Origin of the sequence: Nesterenkonia haasae, from assembly GCF_010119385.1 — a bacterium.
Taxonomy (GTDB): Bacteria; Actinomycetota; Actinomycetes; order Actinomycetales; family Micrococcaceae; genus Nesterenkonia; species Nesterenkonia haasae.
This window is the reverse complement of record NZ_VFIE01000017.1, coordinates 83,219-100,014: the sequence shown is the minus strand read 5'-3', so window position 1 is coordinate 100,014 and position 16,796 is coordinate 83,219. Positions and strand designations below refer to the sequence as shown.

17 protein-coding genes are annotated in these 16,796 nt (G+C 60.7%); 5 read left to right on the top strand and 12 right to left on the bottom strand.

Annotated features, from left to right (window positions below; translation table 11 throughout):
* Positions 1-5: 5 nt before the first annotated feature.
* From FH975_RS00550 to FH975_RS00520, 7 genes are all read right to left on the bottom strand, one after another.
* Positions 6-764 (bottom strand): sulfite exporter TauE/SafE family protein, encoded by a 759-nt coding sequence (locus tag FH975_RS00550; protein WP_162319611.1) that lies wholly within the window; start codon positions 762-764, stop codon positions 6-8.
* A 9-nt stretch (positions 765-773) separates the two neighbouring features.
* Positions 774-1,358, bottom strand: coding sequence for a rhodanese-like domain-containing protein (locus FH975_RS00545; RefSeq protein ID WP_162319610.1), 585 nt, complete (start codon positions 1,356-1,358; stop codon positions 774-776).
* 58 nt (positions 1,359-1,416) lie between these two features.
* The gene (locus FH975_RS00540) at positions 1,417-2,802 is read right to left on the bottom strand and encodes an MBL fold metallo-hydrolase (protein ID WP_162320013.1); all 1,386 of its coding nucleotides are present in this window, start codon (positions 2,800-2,802) and stop codon (positions 1,417-1,419) included.
* A gap of 122 nt (positions 2,803-2,924) precedes the next feature.
* Positions 2,925-3,458, bottom strand: a complete 534-nt coding sequence (locus tag FH975_RS00535; protein ID WP_162319609.1) for a DUF421 domain-containing protein — start codon at positions 3,456-3,458, stop codon at positions 2,925-2,927.
* A gap of 53 nt (positions 3,459-3,511) precedes the next feature.
* Positions 3,512-4,495: an acyltransferase family protein gene (locus tag FH975_RS00530; protein ID WP_162319608.1), complete on the bottom strand. Its 984-nt coding sequence runs from the start codon at positions 4,493-4,495 to the stop codon at positions 3,512-3,514.
* A 31-nt stretch (positions 4,496-4,526) separates the two neighbouring features.
* On the bottom strand, positions 4,527-6,152 hold the full coding sequence (locus FH975_RS00525) for a peptide chain release factor 3 (RefSeq protein WP_162319607.1): 1,626 nt from the start codon (positions 6,150-6,152) through the stop codon (positions 4,527-4,529).
* Between the two features lie 143 nt (positions 6,153-6,295).
* Positions 6,296-6,661, bottom strand: coding sequence for a MerR family transcriptional regulator (locus tag FH975_RS00520; RefSeq protein ID WP_235928310.1), 366 nt, complete (start codon positions 6,659-6,661; stop codon positions 6,296-6,298).
* A 235-nt stretch (positions 6,662-6,896) separates the two neighbouring features.
* Between FH975_RS00520 and FH975_RS00515 the strand changes: the two genes are divergently transcribed.
* The gene (locus FH975_RS00515; RefSeq protein ID WP_162319605.1) at positions 6,897-8,441 is read left to right on the top strand and encodes a SulP family inorganic anion transporter; all 1,545 of its coding nucleotides are present in this window, start codon (positions 6,897-6,899) and stop codon (positions 8,439-8,441) included.
* A gap of 1 nt (position 8,442) precedes the next feature.
* Here FH975_RS00515 and FH975_RS00510 read toward each other — a convergent pair whose 3' ends face one another.
* Complete coding sequence (locus FH975_RS00510; RefSeq protein WP_162319604.1) at positions 8,443-9,183, bottom strand: ion transporter; 741 nt, start codon at positions 9,181-9,183, stop codon at positions 8,443-8,445.
* Between the two features lie 283 nt (positions 9,184-9,466).
* Between FH975_RS00510 and FH975_RS00505 the strand changes: the two genes are divergently transcribed.
* Positions 9,467-10,732: an FAD-dependent oxidoreductase gene (locus tag FH975_RS00505; protein WP_162319603.1), complete on the top strand. Its 1,266-nt coding sequence runs from the start codon at positions 9,467-9,469 to the stop codon at positions 10,730-10,732.
* Here the strand turns inward: FH975_RS00505 and FH975_RS00500 are convergent.
* Positions 10,668-11,696 (bottom strand): helix-turn-helix transcriptional regulator, encoded by a 1,029-nt coding sequence (locus tag FH975_RS00500; protein ID WP_162319602.1) that lies wholly within the window; start codon positions 11,694-11,696, stop codon positions 10,668-10,670. The genes FH975_RS00505 and FH975_RS00500 overlap by 65 nt on opposite strands.
* A 62-nt stretch (positions 11,697-11,758) precedes the next feature.
* Here FH975_RS00500 and FH975_RS00495 point away from each other — a divergent pair, with 62 nt between their 5' ends.
* Positions 11,759-12,043, top strand: coding sequence for a hypothetical protein (locus tag FH975_RS00495; protein ID WP_162319601.1), 285 nt, complete (start codon positions 11,759-11,761; stop codon positions 12,041-12,043).
* 87 nt (positions 12,044-12,130) lie between these two features.
* Entirely contained in the window at positions 12,131-12,505 is a 375-nt protein-coding gene (locus FH975_RS00490; protein ID WP_162319600.1) for a VOC family protein, read from the top strand.
* 64 nt (positions 12,506-12,569) lie between these two features.
* Here the strand turns inward: FH975_RS00490 and FH975_RS00485 are convergent, their stop codons facing one another.
* Complete coding sequence (locus FH975_RS00485; RefSeq protein ID WP_328821708.1) at positions 12,570-13,667, bottom strand: Fpg/Nei family DNA glycosylase; 1,098 nt, start codon at positions 13,665-13,667, stop codon at positions 12,570-12,572.
* A 10-nt stretch (positions 13,668-13,677) separates the two neighbouring features.
* Between FH975_RS00485 and FH975_RS00480 the strand changes: the two genes are divergently transcribed.
* Complete coding sequence (locus tag FH975_RS00480) at positions 13,678-14,799, top strand: MFS transporter (RefSeq protein WP_162319599.1); 1,122 nt, start codon at positions 13,678-13,680, stop codon at positions 14,797-14,799.
* Positions 14,800-14,915: 116 nt separating this feature from the next.
* On the opposite strand, the gene FH975_RS00475 is transcribed toward FH975_RS00480, so the two are convergent.
* Both FH975_RS00475 and FH975_RS00470 read right to left on the bottom strand, forming a co-directional pair.
* The gene (locus FH975_RS00475; protein ID WP_162319598.1) at positions 14,916-15,743 is read right to left on the bottom strand and encodes an ABC transporter permease; all 828 of its coding nucleotides are present in this window, start codon (positions 15,741-15,743) and stop codon (positions 14,916-14,918) included.
* Positions 15,740-16,696 carry an ATP-binding cassette domain-containing protein gene (locus FH975_RS00470; protein ID WP_162319597.1) on the bottom strand — a complete coding sequence of 319 codons (957 nt, stop codon included), beginning with the start codon at positions 16,694-16,696 and terminating at the stop codon, positions 15,740-15,742. Before FH975_RS00470 ends, FH975_RS00475 begins: the two co-directional genes overlap by 4 nt.
* Positions 16,697-16,796: the final 100 nt, after the last annotated feature.

The window sequence follows — 16,796 nt, the reverse complement described above, 5'->3', positions numbered from 1 at the left end:
AGAAGTCAGAGGAGCTCCAGCGCCAAGACCATCGCGCCCATGATGAGAACGAAGACTCCGAAAGACTGCCGGAGCCTGGTTTCGGGGACCCGGTCGGTGAAGCGGGATCCAGCCAGGGCCCCTAAGACGGCAGCAACGGTGACCATGAGGATCAGTCCCCAATCCAGGCTCACCACTGTGAGATAACCGGCCAGCCCAGCAACGGACTTCATCGCGATGACCATTAGGGAGGTTCCCACAGCTGCCGGCATCGACAGTCCGGCCAGCAAAGCCAGTGCGGGGACGACCAGGAATCCGCCACCTGCGCCGACCATGCCGGTGATGAACCCCACCACGAGCCCATCCAGAAGAATACGCCACCGAGCGTGGTGACGCTGACCGTTGGTCCCGGCCACCTGGGTTTTTCGACGGCGGAGCATTGCAGCTGAGGTCGCCACCATCATCAGAGCGAAGGCCACCATCAACACCGTCCCGGGGAGGCGTCCACCGAGGAGTCCTCCGGCGAAGGCCCCCACCATACTGGCGGTCCCGAAGAACGCGCCGATCCTCCAGCGGACGTGGCCGCGCCGAGCGTGATTAATCAGCCCAACCATGGAGGTCACTGCCACCACGAACAGTGATCCGGCGATCGCTTCTTGGGGCGGCAACCCTGCCACATAGGCTAGGAGCGGCACCGCAAGGATTGACCCGCCGCCACCCAGCAGTCCGAGTGAGACGCCGATCAGCACCGCCAGCCCCGCTGTGAGGATCACGGTGCTGTTCATGAGCGGCAGTCAGTCAGTCGGCTTTGCGACAGGACTATTGCGGAAGAAGGCCTCAAGATTGAGGTCAGCCTTTGCTTTGTTCCACGGCATTTTGCTCAATGCACTGGCCATAACACAGGTGTTGGAGGCGGCAGCGAACATCAGTCCACCCCCCACTCCTGCTGACAGATAGGCCATTCTCGGGTGGACAAATCGCGCTCCGACTAGGCCCCCTAGCACCAGAGTTCCCGCGACCATTCGGACCTGACGTTCCATGGCCCAGCGCTTTTGGCCACCAAGGACTTTTCCGCCGCACTGTTGGTAGGCAATGATGCCCCCAGCAAGGACACTGACATGCGGCGCACCGGCTGCGGCGAGTGCGTCAGCTGCCTGCCCGGCACGCGCACCTGATTGGCACACCAGGACCACGTCCTCTGGCAGGAGGGCGGCTACCGCACTGGGGTCTTTTTGGAGCTGATCGAGGGGAAGATTGTGTGAACCCTCAATATAGGCTGCCTCGAACTCGGCTGAGGTGCGCACATCGAGCAGGTTGAGCCGCTCTTTGTCGTTTCCAATAACGCGCAAGTCTTCAGGAGAGTACAGGGTGATGGTCATAGATACGTGAGCCTTTCGTCGCGATGGAGTCAGTGCGTGAGCGTGAGATCTTAATCGGTCATGCGGCGTGTTCGAGCCAACCGGCATAACTGCCTTCGAGTTCCAACACCTCATATCCGGCCCGCCTGAGAGCACTGGCTGCTACGGCATTGCGCTTTCCGGACTGGCAGTAGGAAACAATCGTGCCATGGCGCGGGAGACCTTCCAGCCGCCAGAGCACTTTGCCTGCGCTGATATTCTCCGCACCGGGGATATGGCCATCTGCATATTCGATGGCATTGCGCACATCGAGGAGTACATCAGCGGATGAAACCGGCAAGTTGGCCGGGCTGATGGTGCGCGGTGTCATTATGGGCAGACTCGCCAGGCTTCGGATGTAACCGGCGTAGAAGTCAATGCCCACACGGATCATGTGATTGCGGAGCTGGTTCGCCTCCTGCGCATCTGAGGCCAGAAGGACAAGCGGCCGTGTCTCGCGCTCTGGATCGTAGACCCATGCGGCGAAGCTTGCCGATTTCTCCACACCGGGGATGTTCAGCGCACCGAGCACAGTCCCGCGGTGCACCTGGTCATGGGTCCTGGTATCCACGACGACGACCTCGTCGAGTTCTATTGACCGCTTCACCTGGTCAGGTGCCAACTCTTTCAGCGCGGGAAGTTCACCAAGCAGGGCGGGACCGGTCTTGTTCTGCCGCTTCATGCGCCCAAAGTACGCATGGGCATCCGGCTGACCTGCGAGCAGGTGCTCGACGAAGCCTGCCTCATCATTGGTGTGGAGGTATGGGGACCACCAGGCGTTTGTCCGCTCATATCCCACAGTGGTCGCCGGAAGGGCGCCGAGGGACTTGCCGCATGCGCTCCCAGCTCCGTGACCTGGATAGACCATCACGTGGTCAGGAAACGGAAGGAAAACATCCTTCAGGCTGCGGAAGAGCTGCCTGGCACCCTCGTATCGAGTCTCGACGCCGCCTGCGGCCTCGTCTAGGAGGTCTGGCCGACCAAGTTCGCCGGCGAAAACAAAGTCCCCGGAGAGGACATATCCCACGGAGTCACTGAACGCACCGTCGGTGATGGCGAAGATGAGATGTTCCGGTGTGTGCCCTGGGGTGTGACGAGCGCGCACGGTGATGTTTCCGACCGTGATGGTATCTCCGTCGAAGAGTCGATGGGCGTCAAAACCGTACTGCCAGTCATCTCCACCTTCTCCGGAAACGTAGAGCTCAGCACCCGTGGCGGCCGCCAGCTCCCGACTGCCTGAGAGGTAGTCCGCATGGATGTGAGTCTCAGTGACCGCCACAATCGTCATTCCGTGACGCCGTGCGAGGTCAAGGTAGATCTCGATATCTCGGCGCGGGTCAACAACCACGGCCTGCGCTCTCGCCTGGCAGCCTATGAAATAACTAGCCTGCGCCAGATCTTCGTCGTAGATACGTTCCAGCAGCATAATGCCTCCCAGCTCAACAGATGGTTGATACCCCATGGGGTATCCACTCATCCTCGCATATACCCCTGGGGGTATACAAGTCGAGCATGGGGCGACCTCATCGCTTCCGAAAGCTCAGGAGCTCAAGCCGGTTCGGCATCACCGGTGTACGGCAGAATGCTGGAAGAGTCCCCCACGGCGTCGTCACCGATGACCTCGAGCGTTCCGTTCTGCTCCAGAATGACAGCTGAGACGTCTTTCAACGTGCCCTTGCTGGAAGAGCGCACCGCTGTGTGCACGTCAGCTTCGACAAGTTGATGTTTACGCATCGCTTTGCGCTGGAAATTGCCCTGGTAGTAGATCAGCACCGGTGGGGAGTCGAGGAGTCGACGTATCCGCGGGGATCGCCCCCGCACCCAGGCCAGTATCCACTGCAGAAGAACTAGCAGAACCAGAGCGAAAACCGTCTGCGCTACGGGTACGTCCACGGCGGTGACGGTCCGGCCGAAGGCCGAGCCGATCGTCACTGCGATAATCAGGTCCAGCGGCGTCATTGACGCCATGGTGCGGGCGCCTGATATGCGCAGCAACACCAACAGTGTCAGGTATCCGGCCACCAGCGTAACGAGTGTGTGGACGATCGGCTCCCAACCGTCCCAGTACTGTGAAATATCCATTGATGGACCATGTCAGGTCTGGTCCTCGATGTCCATACGACCACTGTCGACCTCTACCTGAGTCGCGCGGCCACGCGCTGGCTACGAGGCATCACGTAAAACCACGGCGTCCAGGGCCGCGCCCACACAATGAGCATCGTCAGCAGCAGGGAAAGCAGCGTGATGAGAACCACGTAGACCTCATCAGGCACTTGAACATGAGAGAGCACGCGGTCGCGCAGCAGCATGATCACTGGGAAGTGAGCCACGTAGACCACGATGGAATGTCGCCCGGCCCAACTGATCACCCGTACAGCCGGCGAGCGCGGTATTCGGGGGGCCCACCACAGCGCCACGGCGATTCCGAGCACCGCCAGTGCTGCCATCGCTGGCGTGCGCAGGCTCTGGTTCGTTCCGTTTACTCCAATCACTGACACGCCGACCACCACAACGAGCGACAGTGCGCTAGCCCACCACGGGGAGGATATCCAGCGCGAAACATACGGCTGAGCCCAGGCACCGAGGAAGAAGAAGGATCCGTACCACAGCGTGTTGCCCAGCAGTCCCGGGATAGTCCCGCTGAGCACAGAGGCGGTAATCATCAGGAAAAAGACACCGAGGAAAGACCAGTCGCAGAATTTGGGATGCCGAGTCATCAGCGGCCTGAACAGCGCCGCGAAGAAATAACACGCCAGCAAAGCCATGAGGAACCAGAGGTAGTCCCCCGTGGCAAGATAATCCACCAGGTTATCCGGCAAGCCGACGCCGCCGCGTACCAGTAAACCGTAGAGCGCCAACCACACCATGAGCGGCCAGCCGATTGCCGCCACCTTCCCCCACAGATACAGCGGTAGGGGCTTTGCCAAGGAGCGCGCGAGCAGCATTCCGGAGAGGGACATCAACAGCGGCATTCGAAACGGTGCGAGGTATCGATTCGCCTCGTCCCACCACTCCACCGTCGCCCCTCCATGCTGCGCCGCATGCAGGATTACTACCAGAAGCACAGCGAGCCCACGGAGTAAGTCCATCCAGTGCATTCTGGAGACGACACTGGTCATAGGCCTCCCCGGTCCTGTGAGATCGCCACAGTCACCTCTGCGGAGAGGCCGAGTGGTGGAACTGGTCAGCGATGCCGCGCATCGGCTCGAGTGTGATCTCAGGGTATTGGCGCTTTACGCTACGCAGTTTCCATGGGTTGGGGAAGAGCCCGAGCAGGGTTCCATCCTCACGCATGACGACTTCGCAGTCACGATGACCAGTGAGAGCTTCACCGGCCGCGTGGTCGATCTGGCAGGCGAAGGTGTAATCAAGCACATCCAGGGTGATGGGGGCGTTGAACTCACCACTCATTCGTTCGACAACGACGTCGAACTGCATGGGGCCTACGGCCCCGAGGACCGGGTGCTGAGCTCCACGGCGTTCGGAGTGCAGCACCTGGACGATACCTTCTTCTCCCAGTTGGTGAATGCCGCGGCGGAACTGCTTGTGCTTTCCGGCGTCGGCACAGCGAGCCTCACGGAAGTGTTCAGGCGCGAAGTGCGGTAATCGCGGGTAGGTAACGGCACTCTGACCTTCGTAGAGCGTATCGCCTGGTCGCAGCGCGGAGGCGTTGACGAGACCGACGACGTCCCCGGGCCAGGCCGTATCCACGGTCTCGCGTTCGCGCCCGAAGGCCTTTTGTGCGTACTTGGTGGCGAAGGGTTTGCCGGTCTGGGCGTGGGTGGCCACCATGCCTCTTTCGAAGACGCCTGAGCAGACACGCGCAAAGGCAATCTGGTCCCGGTGAGCCCGGTCCATGCCGGTTTGGATTTTGAACACGTAGGCGGAGAAGTCTCCGTCCACGGGATGCGCTTGATCCATGACGTCCTTGCGGGCTCCCGGATATGGGGCTTCATCGGCAATAAATCCGAGAAGGTCCTCTATACCGATGTTCTGCACCGCTGAGCCGAAGAACATGGGGGTGGCTTCCTGCGAGAGAAAAGACTCCCGGTCGTAGAAACCCTCATCGGCTTCCAGCAGTGATGCTTCTTCTTTAGCCGTCGCCCATTCATCCGGGTACGCAGATTCCGCCTGGGTATCACTGAGTTCGTCAGCGATGACCTTCGTGGTGCCCCCTGGGGTTCGACGAAAACGCTGCATGGTGTGCTGCTGCGGATCGAGCAAACCGTGGAAGAAGCCGGCTTCTCCAATTGGCCAGGTCTTGGGCATCGATCGCAGCCCGGTCCGGTCTGCTATCTCATCGACGAGCGCTAGCGCCTCTTTGCCGGGCCGGTCCCATTTATTGATGAAAGTAATCACGGGCAGTCCTCTTTCCCGGCAGACATCAAAGAGCTTCATGGTCTGGGCTTCAAGACCTTTTGAAGCATCGACGAGCATGATCGCTGCATCCACGGCGGTCAGTACGCGAAAGGTGTCCTCAGAGAAATCTGCGTGACCAGGGGTGTCGACGAGGTTGATCACCGCATCGTGGAACGGGAATTGGATGACCGTTGAGTTCACGGAGATGCCTCGGGCACGCTCCATGTCCATCCAGTCAGACACGGTCCCGCGCCGGCCGGCTTTGCCATGAACGGCTCCAGCCTCACCGATCGCGCTGGCATGCAACAGCAGCGCCTCAGTCAGCGTTGATTTTCCTGCATCGGGGTGCGAGATCACAGCAATGCTGCGCCGTGCGCGCGCTTTCTCCGCCACCTGGTTGTCACTCGAATTTGCCACAACTACGACTGTACCCTCACGTGAAGATAGGGTTGAATTTTGCGCTTCCTCGATTCGTCGCCGCGTCCCGCTTTATTGAAGGCGCTGATCATCCCCTCACCGGAGGCTTCGCTCTTCCCACAGCGGACTCTCGGATGAACAGTTCAGCGCGTATGGGTGTGCTGCTGCTGGAGCCGATCAATGAACTCATCCGCGATCTCCAGGGTGTATGCCAGCTTCTGACGGCGCTCCTGCGCGTCGACGATGAACTCTTCCAGCCGAGCTTGAGACTCATTGTCAGGTGACTCTGCCAAAGACTCGGTGAGCCTCAGCAGTTCACCCATCTGATCCAATGTGAACCCCAACGGCTTCATCCGCCGAATCAGCAGCAAGCGTTCCACGTCTTCCTCCGTGTAGAGGCGGAAGCCACCAGTGGTGCGTCCGGAGGGACGTAGTAGGCCAACCTCGTCGTAGTGCCGGAGCGTCCGCAGAGAGAGCTCAGTCTGCTCAGCAACGGCCCCGATGTGCATCGTGCCCGTTGAATTCGCAGCCTCGTCAGACCTGCCCTCTCTGTCGAGGCCGCCACCATTGTCAGTCATAACCATCCATTCTGTCTTGAATTCGATGCATACTCTACCTTCACGTTAGGGTAGGGTTCTGCGAAGTCGACAGTGCCATCCTCAGACTCTTTGTGAGTTGGGATTCGCACCTCGCGACTGTTCCCCATTTCCGGCAAAAGCGCCGCACTCTTTGAAGGAGACGTCTGTGTCACAGAGCCCGAAGCCTAGCCCGGCGCCAAAGCCGCGACCGGTGACAGGAGCCCCTGAGGTAGACCGCTCCCACTCCATCTGGGCCGCGCTGAAGTCTCCGAAGCGGCTGCGGATTGAGGCTCTGGCTGGGCTCGTCGTTGCCCTTGCGCTCATCCCAGAAGCGATCGCCTTCTCCATCATTGCAGGCGTCGACCCCCGCGTGGGCCTATTCGCATCCTTCACTATGGCTGTCTCCATCGCGATCCTCGGTGGACGGCCCGCCATGATCTCCGCTGCCACCGGGGCAATCGCGCTCGTCATTGCACCCGTTGTGAGGGAATACGGGTTGGACTACCTAATCGCCACTGTCATCCTGGGCGGCATTCTGCAGGTCATTCTGGGATTAGTCGGCGTCGCCAAACTTATGCGGTTCATTCCGCGCTCCGTCATGGTGGGATTCGTCAACGCATTGGCTATCCTCATCTTCACCTCACAGATCCCGCACCTGACTGACGTTCCGTTCGCGGTTTACCCGCTCGTTGTTCTCGGACTCGCCGTCATCTTCTTGTTCCCGAAGTTGACCAAGATCATCCCTGCACCGTTGGTCTCGATTGTGCTGCTGACTATCATCACCGTCACTGCAGCCATCGCAGTGCCGACTGTGGGTGACGAAGGCGAGCTGCCGGATTCACTGCCGGAGCTTCTCATTCCTGATGTGCCGTGGACCTTGGAAACGCTGGGGATCATCTTTCCCTTCGCACTGACTATGGCGCTGGTCGGCATCCTGGAGTCGCTGCTGACCGCGAAGCTCGTCGACGACATTACGGACACTCACTCCAATAAGACCCGTGAAACATGGGGACAGGGCGCGGCGAACATCATCACCGGATTCTTCGGCGGCATGGGTGGCTGCGCGATGATCGGCCAGACGATGATCAACGTCAAAGCCTCCGGCGCCCGCACGCGGCTTTCAACGTTCCTGGCCGGCATATTCCTCCTGATCCTGGTGGTGACTCTGGGCGACATCGTCGCCATCATTCCCATGGCAGCTCTGGTCGCCGTGATGATCTTCGTCTCCTGGGCCACGTTCGATTGGCACAGCATCCACCCCTCCACCCTGCGCAGAATGCCGAAGTCTGAGACCACGGTCATGCTCTCTACCGTGATTGTTACCGTCTGGACCCACAACTTGGCCTACGGTGTCGGCGTCGGCGTGCTCGTGGCCATGGTGCTCTTCGCCCAGCGAGTGGCCCACTTCACCCAGGTCACGCGACTGGATGCCACCGATGATGACAATCAGCGCGTATACCGTGTTGAGGGTGAGCTGTTCTTCGCGTCGTCCAATGATCTGGTCTACCAGTTTGACTACACCGGGGACCCCACGGACATAGTGATCGACATGTCCCGAGCCCACGTCTGGGATGCTTCCACCATCGCCTCATTGGATGCGGTGCGCTACAAATATGAGGCTAAGGGAAAGAATGTCACAATCACGGGTATGGACGCGGCCAGCTCTGCTCGCCATGACCGACTCAGCGGCAACCTCGGCAGCGGCCACTAGTCTACGAGCCCGCGTTCGAGGCAGATTCTCCCTCTTCCTTATCGCGGGGTCGCCGCACCAGCAGATATGTTGCGGCAAAGAGCAGCACACCGACTCCGATTGCTGTGGCTATCGCCCATTCTTCCCCGACGAGATCATCCAAGAATGACCGCACGGGCGATTCTGGGTCAACTAGCGCCACGACCACGAATGCTGACACCACCAGGGTGGCAAGAATGGTGCCTAGGCGCTGCCATAAACGCGAGGTGCCGGTTTTCTGAAGAGAGTGGCCTGCTTTCGCGACCTGTTTGGCACGCAGAACCCTCAGTGCCCCCACGCTGCGCAGCAACCTGAGTATCTGCATCGGCCCAATACTGAAGACGACGCCGACAATCACTAGTACGGTCAGCCCTATGAGCCACCAGTTCTGCCGCAGCCATGCAACTTTCTTGGGCGAGACGAGGAACAGCACCACCGTTTCGAAGACCAGCACCACACTGGTGGCCCACAGTCCTATGTGCCCAATCATTTCGAACGGCTCGTCCAGCAGCGTCAGGAAGACCGCCGGCACTGAGACGAGGGCCGCGATCATGACCGGCCAGGCAAGCCAGCGTTCCCACCGCTCCTCGATCTCCTGAGCGCGCTCCTGCGAGACCTCTCCCCTGGCGGTGTCAGCGAGTTCTCGAGCCGCTTCTGATGCTCGTGTCGACTGAGAGTCCTTCTGGTGTTCAGCTGACTCATGGGAAGAGCGTTCGGAGTTCATCGCCCCAGGTTAGCGCGGGATCCTCAAACTTCCGACGCATGCGGTCCCCTCTGTCGCAGGTACCCGTCATCACAGCGCACGGCGCGTTTGCGTAAAAGGTACAGCTTGTACTGGCAGGATATTTCCGTAGCCATTTTCGCCACGCTCGCCGGTTCTATCGGCGCGTACTTCCTGCGCGGGTAGAACACTGCGGCCACTTCAATGGAGCACGATTAATGACCTACACGCCCCTTCCCTATATGAGCCGCCTCGATTCATTCCCGCTGATGGAAGCGTGCCACCGGTGAGCGAACGCGTCAGGACATGTGTGATCGCTGGCGGTGGGCCCGCCGGGATGATCGCTGGGCTGGTGCTGGCACGCGGAGGTGTCGACGTCGTCGTACTTGAAAAGCACCGTGACTTCCTTCGCGATTTTCGAGGAGACACAATTCATCCCAGCACGCTCCAACTCCTCGAAGAACTAGACCTGATGGACAGGTTCAATCACATCGCCCATCACAAAGTGGTCAGCGCGCGCCTTCCTGCACCTGATGGCTCACAGGTGACAGTGATGGACTTCAGCCGCCTGAACCACCCCCACCCTTACCTGGCGATGGCTCCCCAGTGGGAGTTTCTGAATCTGCTCGCCGAAGCCGGCCAAGAGGAACCACATTTCGAACTGCGCATGAATACCGAGGTCACCGGCTTGCTATGGAGCAAGCACGACGACGATACAGAACCAGACGGGCATCAGGTCAGCGGTGTGAAGGTGAGCGGACCTCATGGCGAGAGCCAGATCAAGGCGCTGCTGACCTTGGCCGCCGACGGCCGTGACTCCGCGATACGCGACGAGGCACGACTGCCGACAATCTCGTTTCCCGTGCCGCTGGACGTCTGGTGGTTCCAGGTGGAGACAGAGGGGCCCGGAACCGCGACCGGATCCATGGTCTTTCCTCGCCTGAACGCGGAGTATCCAGTGCTGCCCATTCCGCGCGGTGACTATATCCAAGCAGCTATGCTCATCCCCAAGGGAGCCGACGCCACACTGCGAGCACGGGGGGACCAGGCACTGCGCAGAGAAGTCACCGCAGCGCTTCCTGAATGCACCGCCGCCGCTGCCAGGCTGACGCTGGGGGACGTGAAAGTGCTGGACGTCAAAATGAACCGGCTCGAGCGCTGGTGGCGGCCTGGCCTGCTGTGCATCGGAGATGCAGCCCACGCGATGTCGCCTGTGGCCGGTGTGGGGGTGAACTTAGCCGTACAGGACGCGGTCGCCACGGCACGGCTCCTGACGAAGCCATTGCGGGCGGGTGCGGTGGGCGATCGACACCTCGCTGCTGTTCAGCGACGGCGAATGCCGCCCACGCGTCTGACTCAAGCCTTTCAGCGCCGGGTTCATGCTGGTCTGGAGCGCGTCTTCGCCACAGGGGTGCCGCTCAGCGTCCCGCGCAGCTTGGAGCGAATACTGCGTCAGTTCCCAGCCCTTTCGGGAGTTTTGCCCAGGCTCATCGGAGTTGGCGTACGTCCCGAACACGCTCCGAGTTGGGCACGGCGTCCTCCTCCGGATTGAGGGGCACCGATGTTGGGTTTGCCATCTTCAACAGACGTCGGCCCATTTCGGCCGCTGCGTCGCGCAGCTCAGGAGGGCTGAGGATCTCTGCCTCAAAGTCCAGCAGACCGAGATACTGAGCCATCCAATCGAAGTCGTCTGCTCCGGCAGTGAGCAAGCACCAACCGTCGGTGTCCTCCTCGATTCGAGCAACTTGCGGTGGTACTGTGCGGCTCACCTCTTCAGCGGTGGCATGGACTCGCACCCTTGCCAGGTGCTTATACGGCGAGGCAGTGACCGACTCCTGAATATACTCCACCGGATCGGGGTGCTCACGTGGACGGAACCGCCACGTAGTGGCGGTTACTTGCCGCATCCGGTCCAGACGGAAGGTGCGCCAGTCCTCTCGATCCACGTCGTATGCCATGAGGTACCACTGCCAGCCCGCAGAGACCATTCGAACGGGCTCAACCCGGCGCTCATGCTCTTCACCCCGATAACGGGTATACAGGAAACGGACCCGAACTCGGTCCCGGCAGGCGTGGGCGAGCGTGGTGAGGATTTCTACGTCGATTCCCCCCGTGCCCTGGAGTGTTTCGGTAGCCTCATGGACCACCCGCACCTCACCGCGAAGTCGTGGTGGCATCACCTGGTCGAGCTTAGCTAGAGCTCGGAGGGCCGCATCTCCGATGCCTGCTACGGTGCCGCCTGCAGCCATGCGCAGAGAGACCGCCGTGGCGGTGGCCTCATCGTCATCCAATAGCAGAGGCGGAAGTTGCTTGCCCGCACCCAGCCTGTAGCCGCCGCCAACCCCCGGAACGGCATGGACGGGATAGCCCAAAGAGCGCAGGCGCTCCACGTCCCGGCGCACCGAACGGTCAGTCACCTGAAGTTCCGCGGACAGTTCTGTGGCGGTCCAGGATGGCCGCCGTTGCAGCAGTCCCAGGAGCCGCAGCACTCGCTCAGTAGTCCCTTCAGAGCTCATAAACAGATTCTCTCACTCATTCCGGAAGCTATCTGTCCTTAATTGCTGAGACTCTGAGTGGCGTGAGCATCACAACTCCTGTCACCGTTGATACCGGGACCACAATGGCGCCCAGACAGCGGCACGTCTCTATTCACCATGCCTCCCTGAAGCCCGGAAAGTTCCAGCGCCTCGCGCTGGCCTTATCCGAAGCCTTGGCTGCATGGGCCGTGGCATCTACCCAGAAGAAGAGTTCTCCGCTTGCCAGCGCGGAAAGCAGGCATCGGAGCCAGGTCCGGCTGCAGGAGGCCGATCTCAGACGAGACGCCGCAGTCGCAGAGCGGCTCCAGATGCCCAGACAGTTCTGATGACTCCGAGGAGCGCGACCGCCCTGCCGAACGAGGCAACATTTCCTAGACTCCACACCACCCGTCCCCAATCATGAGGAGCCCGTCATGAAGATCAATCATCAGTTAGTTGTTTTCGACGCAGCGGACCTGCACGCAGAAAGCCAGTTCTGGGCGGGGGTGCTCGAGGGAACCGTGGACACCGACGACGACTGGCATACGGTTTTAGTGGAGGGCGCCCCCAAAATCGGTGTCCAGCTGGCCCCCGACCATGTGCCGCCACAATGGCCCGATGGTTCGCCTCCGCAGCAGATACACCTCGACCTCCTCGTCGAAGAGATCGGACCAGCACATCAGAAGGTCACAGAACTTGGCGCTCGCCTGCTCAAGGAGGAGGAAGACGATGGCGGAAACGACGCCTTCCGTGTCTACACAGACCCGGCAGGACACCCATTCTGCCTCTGTTGGACCAAGAAGCCATGACTGGCTTCTCAGTCGGCGGAGAGCCCTCACCGCACTGACCCGCCACTCCTAGACTTGCCGATACTCAGAGCAGTCGGTCAATGCCCCGGTCAGAGAAGCTCTTGCCGTCGTTCTGGCAGGTAGGGCAGTACTGGAAGCTGGAGTCGCTGTAGATCACCTGCCTGATCGGCTCCGCGCATACAGGACAGGGTTCGCCGAAGCGTCCGTGAATTCGGAGCGCCGTCTTCTTCTCTCGCTTCAGCTCACTTGCTGAGTGCCCCTCGGCCCGTGTCACAGCCTCGGTGAGAATCTGACGCATAGCCGCATAGAGGCGCACGACGTCGTCATGCCCCATATCGGCCGGCTGGAATGGGGACATCTTGGCCGCGTGCAGGATCTCATCGGAATAGGCGTTGCCGATCCCGGCGATGACTGACTGGTTCCTCAGCACGTTCTTGATTCGTCCACGCTCGGCGCTGCGCAGGCGCTCAGCGAACTCGTCCTCATCAATCTTCAGCGCATCGGGACCCAGCTTGGCGATCCCTGGCACTTGGACCGGATTCGTCACGATGTGCAGGGCAAGTGCCTTGCGGGTGCCAGCCTCGGTGATGTCCACACCGGAGCCGTCGTCGAGCACTAGGCGTGCGGCGATGGGGCTCCTCCGCGACGGCGGGCCGGAGGGGGCTCTATCCCGCCAGCGAATCCACCCGGCTAACGAGAGGTGGATGGTCAGATGCAGTTGTCCCATGAGGACGTCGAGGAACTTACCGTGCCTGCGCACTTGCTGCACGGTCTGCCCAGCCAGCACGGAGACCGGCGGGTCAAAGGTCTTCAGCGCATGAAACGCGAGCACATCCAACCGGTCGACTCTCCGCCCGGCAAGACGGGACTCCAATTCAACGGCGAGCGCATGAACCTCGGGCAGCTCCGGCATAGTGCTCTCATGATAATGCGGTCCTAGAGCCGCTGCACTCGGCAGCTCCGAGATGACCCTGGCGACGTCGTTGGCTTCATGTAACTGAATGTCTGACTGAGCTGTCTCCATACCGTGGGAGACTCTTCGGGTGAGTCGCTGCGTACCCCCTCCTCCCCCGAAAGGACCGAAGGGAGACCAGGACGGCTCAGCGAAGGCCTTTGGTCCCAGTTTCTTCTTAGCGATCGGGATCAATCTTTGTCTCGGCATGGTCTTTTTCATGCTGATTACCGGCATGGCGGTCTATGCGGCCACGGAGTTCGCGATCGGGGACACGGCTGCCGGGTTTGCGGCCTCCGCCTTCGTCGTTGGAGCGTTGCTGGCCCGCGTCTTCGCGGGCAAGTATGTCGATGTCCTGGGTCGGCGGCGGACGGTCCTCATCGGCCTGGTGGTCTATCTCCTAGCCGCTGTGGCGTACCTCCTGGTCGACAGCTACGAGATGCTGATGGTCGTGAGGATGGTGCAGGGGATGGCCTTCGGCTTCTCCGAAACGGCCCTGCACGCTGGGGTATTCGCGATGATCCCTGCCGCCCGCAGAGGCGAAGGAGCTGGCTATTACCTCATCGCGAACTCGCTGCCTCAGGCCCTGGGCCCATTGTTCGGGCTGCAAATCAGCCAGGCCTTCGGCTACGAGGCGCTCTTTGTGTCTGCGTCGCTGGTCGCCATGTTCGCGCTGCTGCTCTCGCTGGCAATCCGGCTTCCCGAAACACGCTCTCACCACCAGCGGCTTCGGCACCGTCTGATGCTCAAGCCGAGCGACATCATGGACCGCCGCGCGATACCCATTGCGCTCATCGGCATGATGCTCTCCGTAGGCTTCGCCTCCGTCATTACGTTCCTGGACACCTTCTCCCGGAGCGAACACATGACCAATGTGGCCAGTCTTTACTTCGTGGTGTTCGCAGTAGTCGTCCTGATCACGAGGCTCTTCGTGGGGCGACTGCACGACCGTCACGGTGACAACCTCGTCATATACCCGACCGTGCTGATGTTCTTCGGCGCCATGGCGCTGCTGGCTTGGTCCCCCAATGAAGCAGTGGTCCTGGCCTCAGCGGTGTTGGCCGGGTTCGGCCACGGATCCCTTATGCCGGTACTTCAGGCCATTATTGCCTCGTCGGTGCCGCCGCACCGACTCACTATTGGACTGTCCACGTTTGCCATCATGATGAATATTGGCGTCGGTCTGTCTCCACTGTTGTTGGGACCCCTAGCTGAAGCTGGTGGTTACAGATTCATGTACGCAGCGTGTGCCGGGCTGATTGTGGTGGCTCTCGTCGTCTACTGGTTGCTTCATGGCCGATACGACATGCGCCAGGGCAGGTCCCGTCGTTCCCGAGGCTGAGGAGTCCGTCCACGATGAGCAGCCAGCCGCGCAGTAGTTTTCCGATGACAGCGCAGGGCAGATGTCTCGGCGCGAACGGACCGTCCACACGGTCATACGCAACCGAAACGCCGCACCTACGAACGGTGCGTACGGTACTTATACAAGCTGAGCGGGACGAATACCACAAGTAGTGCGCCGGCAATCGCAAGCACCCAGAGGACCTCTGAGAGCTGTGCTTCACCGTGCATGAGACCACGGGTCGCGGTTACCACGAAACTTATCGGGTTATTTTCGATAATTGGTCGCAGCCAACCGGGCATTGTGGCGGGGTCCACAAAGACGTTGCTCGCCATCGTCAGAGGTAATTGCACCCCTATATTGATCGCGTTCACAGCGGAGACGTTGCGGACGCTAATCCCAACGACGATCCATACCCAGGACAGCGCGTGGGCGAAGACGAGCACCAGACCGAGCGCGGCGAGGGCACCCCCCACACCACCGTCCGGTCGAAATCCCATCGCAAGCCCCAGACCGAACACGATGCTGCTTGCGAGAAGGTACCGTCCGAGATCACCCACCAGCGCACCGACTAAGGGAGCAGGGCGCCACACAGGCAGCGACTGGAAGCGGTCGTGGACACCTGACGACAAGTCGCTGCGCAGTCCGGTACCGGTGAAGGTAGTCAGTAGTACCAACGTCATCACGAGCGTGCCCGGGAGCAGTGAGTGCAGATAGGACGAGGGCGAGCCTGCTAGGGCACCGCCGAGCAGGTAGGTGAACATCACCGTGAATACGAGAGGAACCGCAACTACGTCGACGAGTTGTTCTGGGACGTACTTGATTCGCAATGCGGTTCGCCAGGCGAACGCCAGCGTGGCCGCGCTTCGGCTGGCCCCACGGGTCTCGAGGCGGCCCGGAACCGTAGTGGACGGCGACTGAGTGGGGGAAGGTGCATTGATCACGCGAGCTCCTCTGTGGCTGTGGGGTGTCCAGTGAGTGACAGGAAGACCTCGTCCAGAGTGGGCTGACCGAGGGAAAAGCTGATGATGTCGATGCCGGCGTGGTGGAGCTGAGTGAGAGCATCATTCGCCGCCTCCGAGCCAATGACCGGGATCTCAACTACGGCGGGATCGGGCGGCAGGTGAGGTTGCGCCTTAAGTTGGGACCCCAGCAGTTGGGCTGCCGTATCCCGCTGCTCATGGTCCAATAGTCTGACCTGGAGGCTGCCGCCACCCACCGATGCTTTCAGCTCATCTGCCGTACCGTCGGCGACCATGCGTCCGGAATTGAGCACTCCGATTCGGTCAGCCAACTGATCGGCCTCGTCGAGGTACTGCGTGGTCAGCAACACTGACGTTCCGTCGCTGACCAGCTGGCGAACCAGTGTCCACAGCTCAATCCGACTTCGCGGGTCCAGCCCGGTGGTCGGCTCGTCGAGAAACAGCAGTTGCGGGGGCTTTATGAGGCTCGCGGCCAGGTCCAGTCGGCGACGCATGCCACCTGAGTAGGTTCGGACCTGCCGCGCTGCGGCATCGGTCAGCGAGAAGCGTTCCAGCACTTCCGTAGCCCGCCGCCGGGCTCCTGCACGACCCAGACCGAGCAAACGCCCAATCAACACGAGGTTTTCTTGTCCAGTGAGGTCAATATCCACTGACGCGTATTGACCGGTGAGTGCGATCTTGCTCCTTACAGTGTGCGCATCCCTGACGAGGTCATAGCCGAGAACGTGCGCGGCACCACCGTCAGGTGGCACCAAAGTCGAAAGGACACGCACGGCGGTAGTCTTGCCAGCTCCATTGGGCCCCAGCAGCGCATATACGCCGCCAGAGGGCACCTCTAGGTTGAGGCCATCGAGAGCCTTATGGTTCCCGTAGCGCTTCTTCAGTCCCTGTGAGTGAATCACCGGATGGGTCATGAGCCATCTCCTCTACTTTGTCGTCTACAGTGTAGACTAATACCGTAGACCAGTGGAAGTAGGATTGTCGAGTACACACTTCTACGATTTCTCCAGGAGG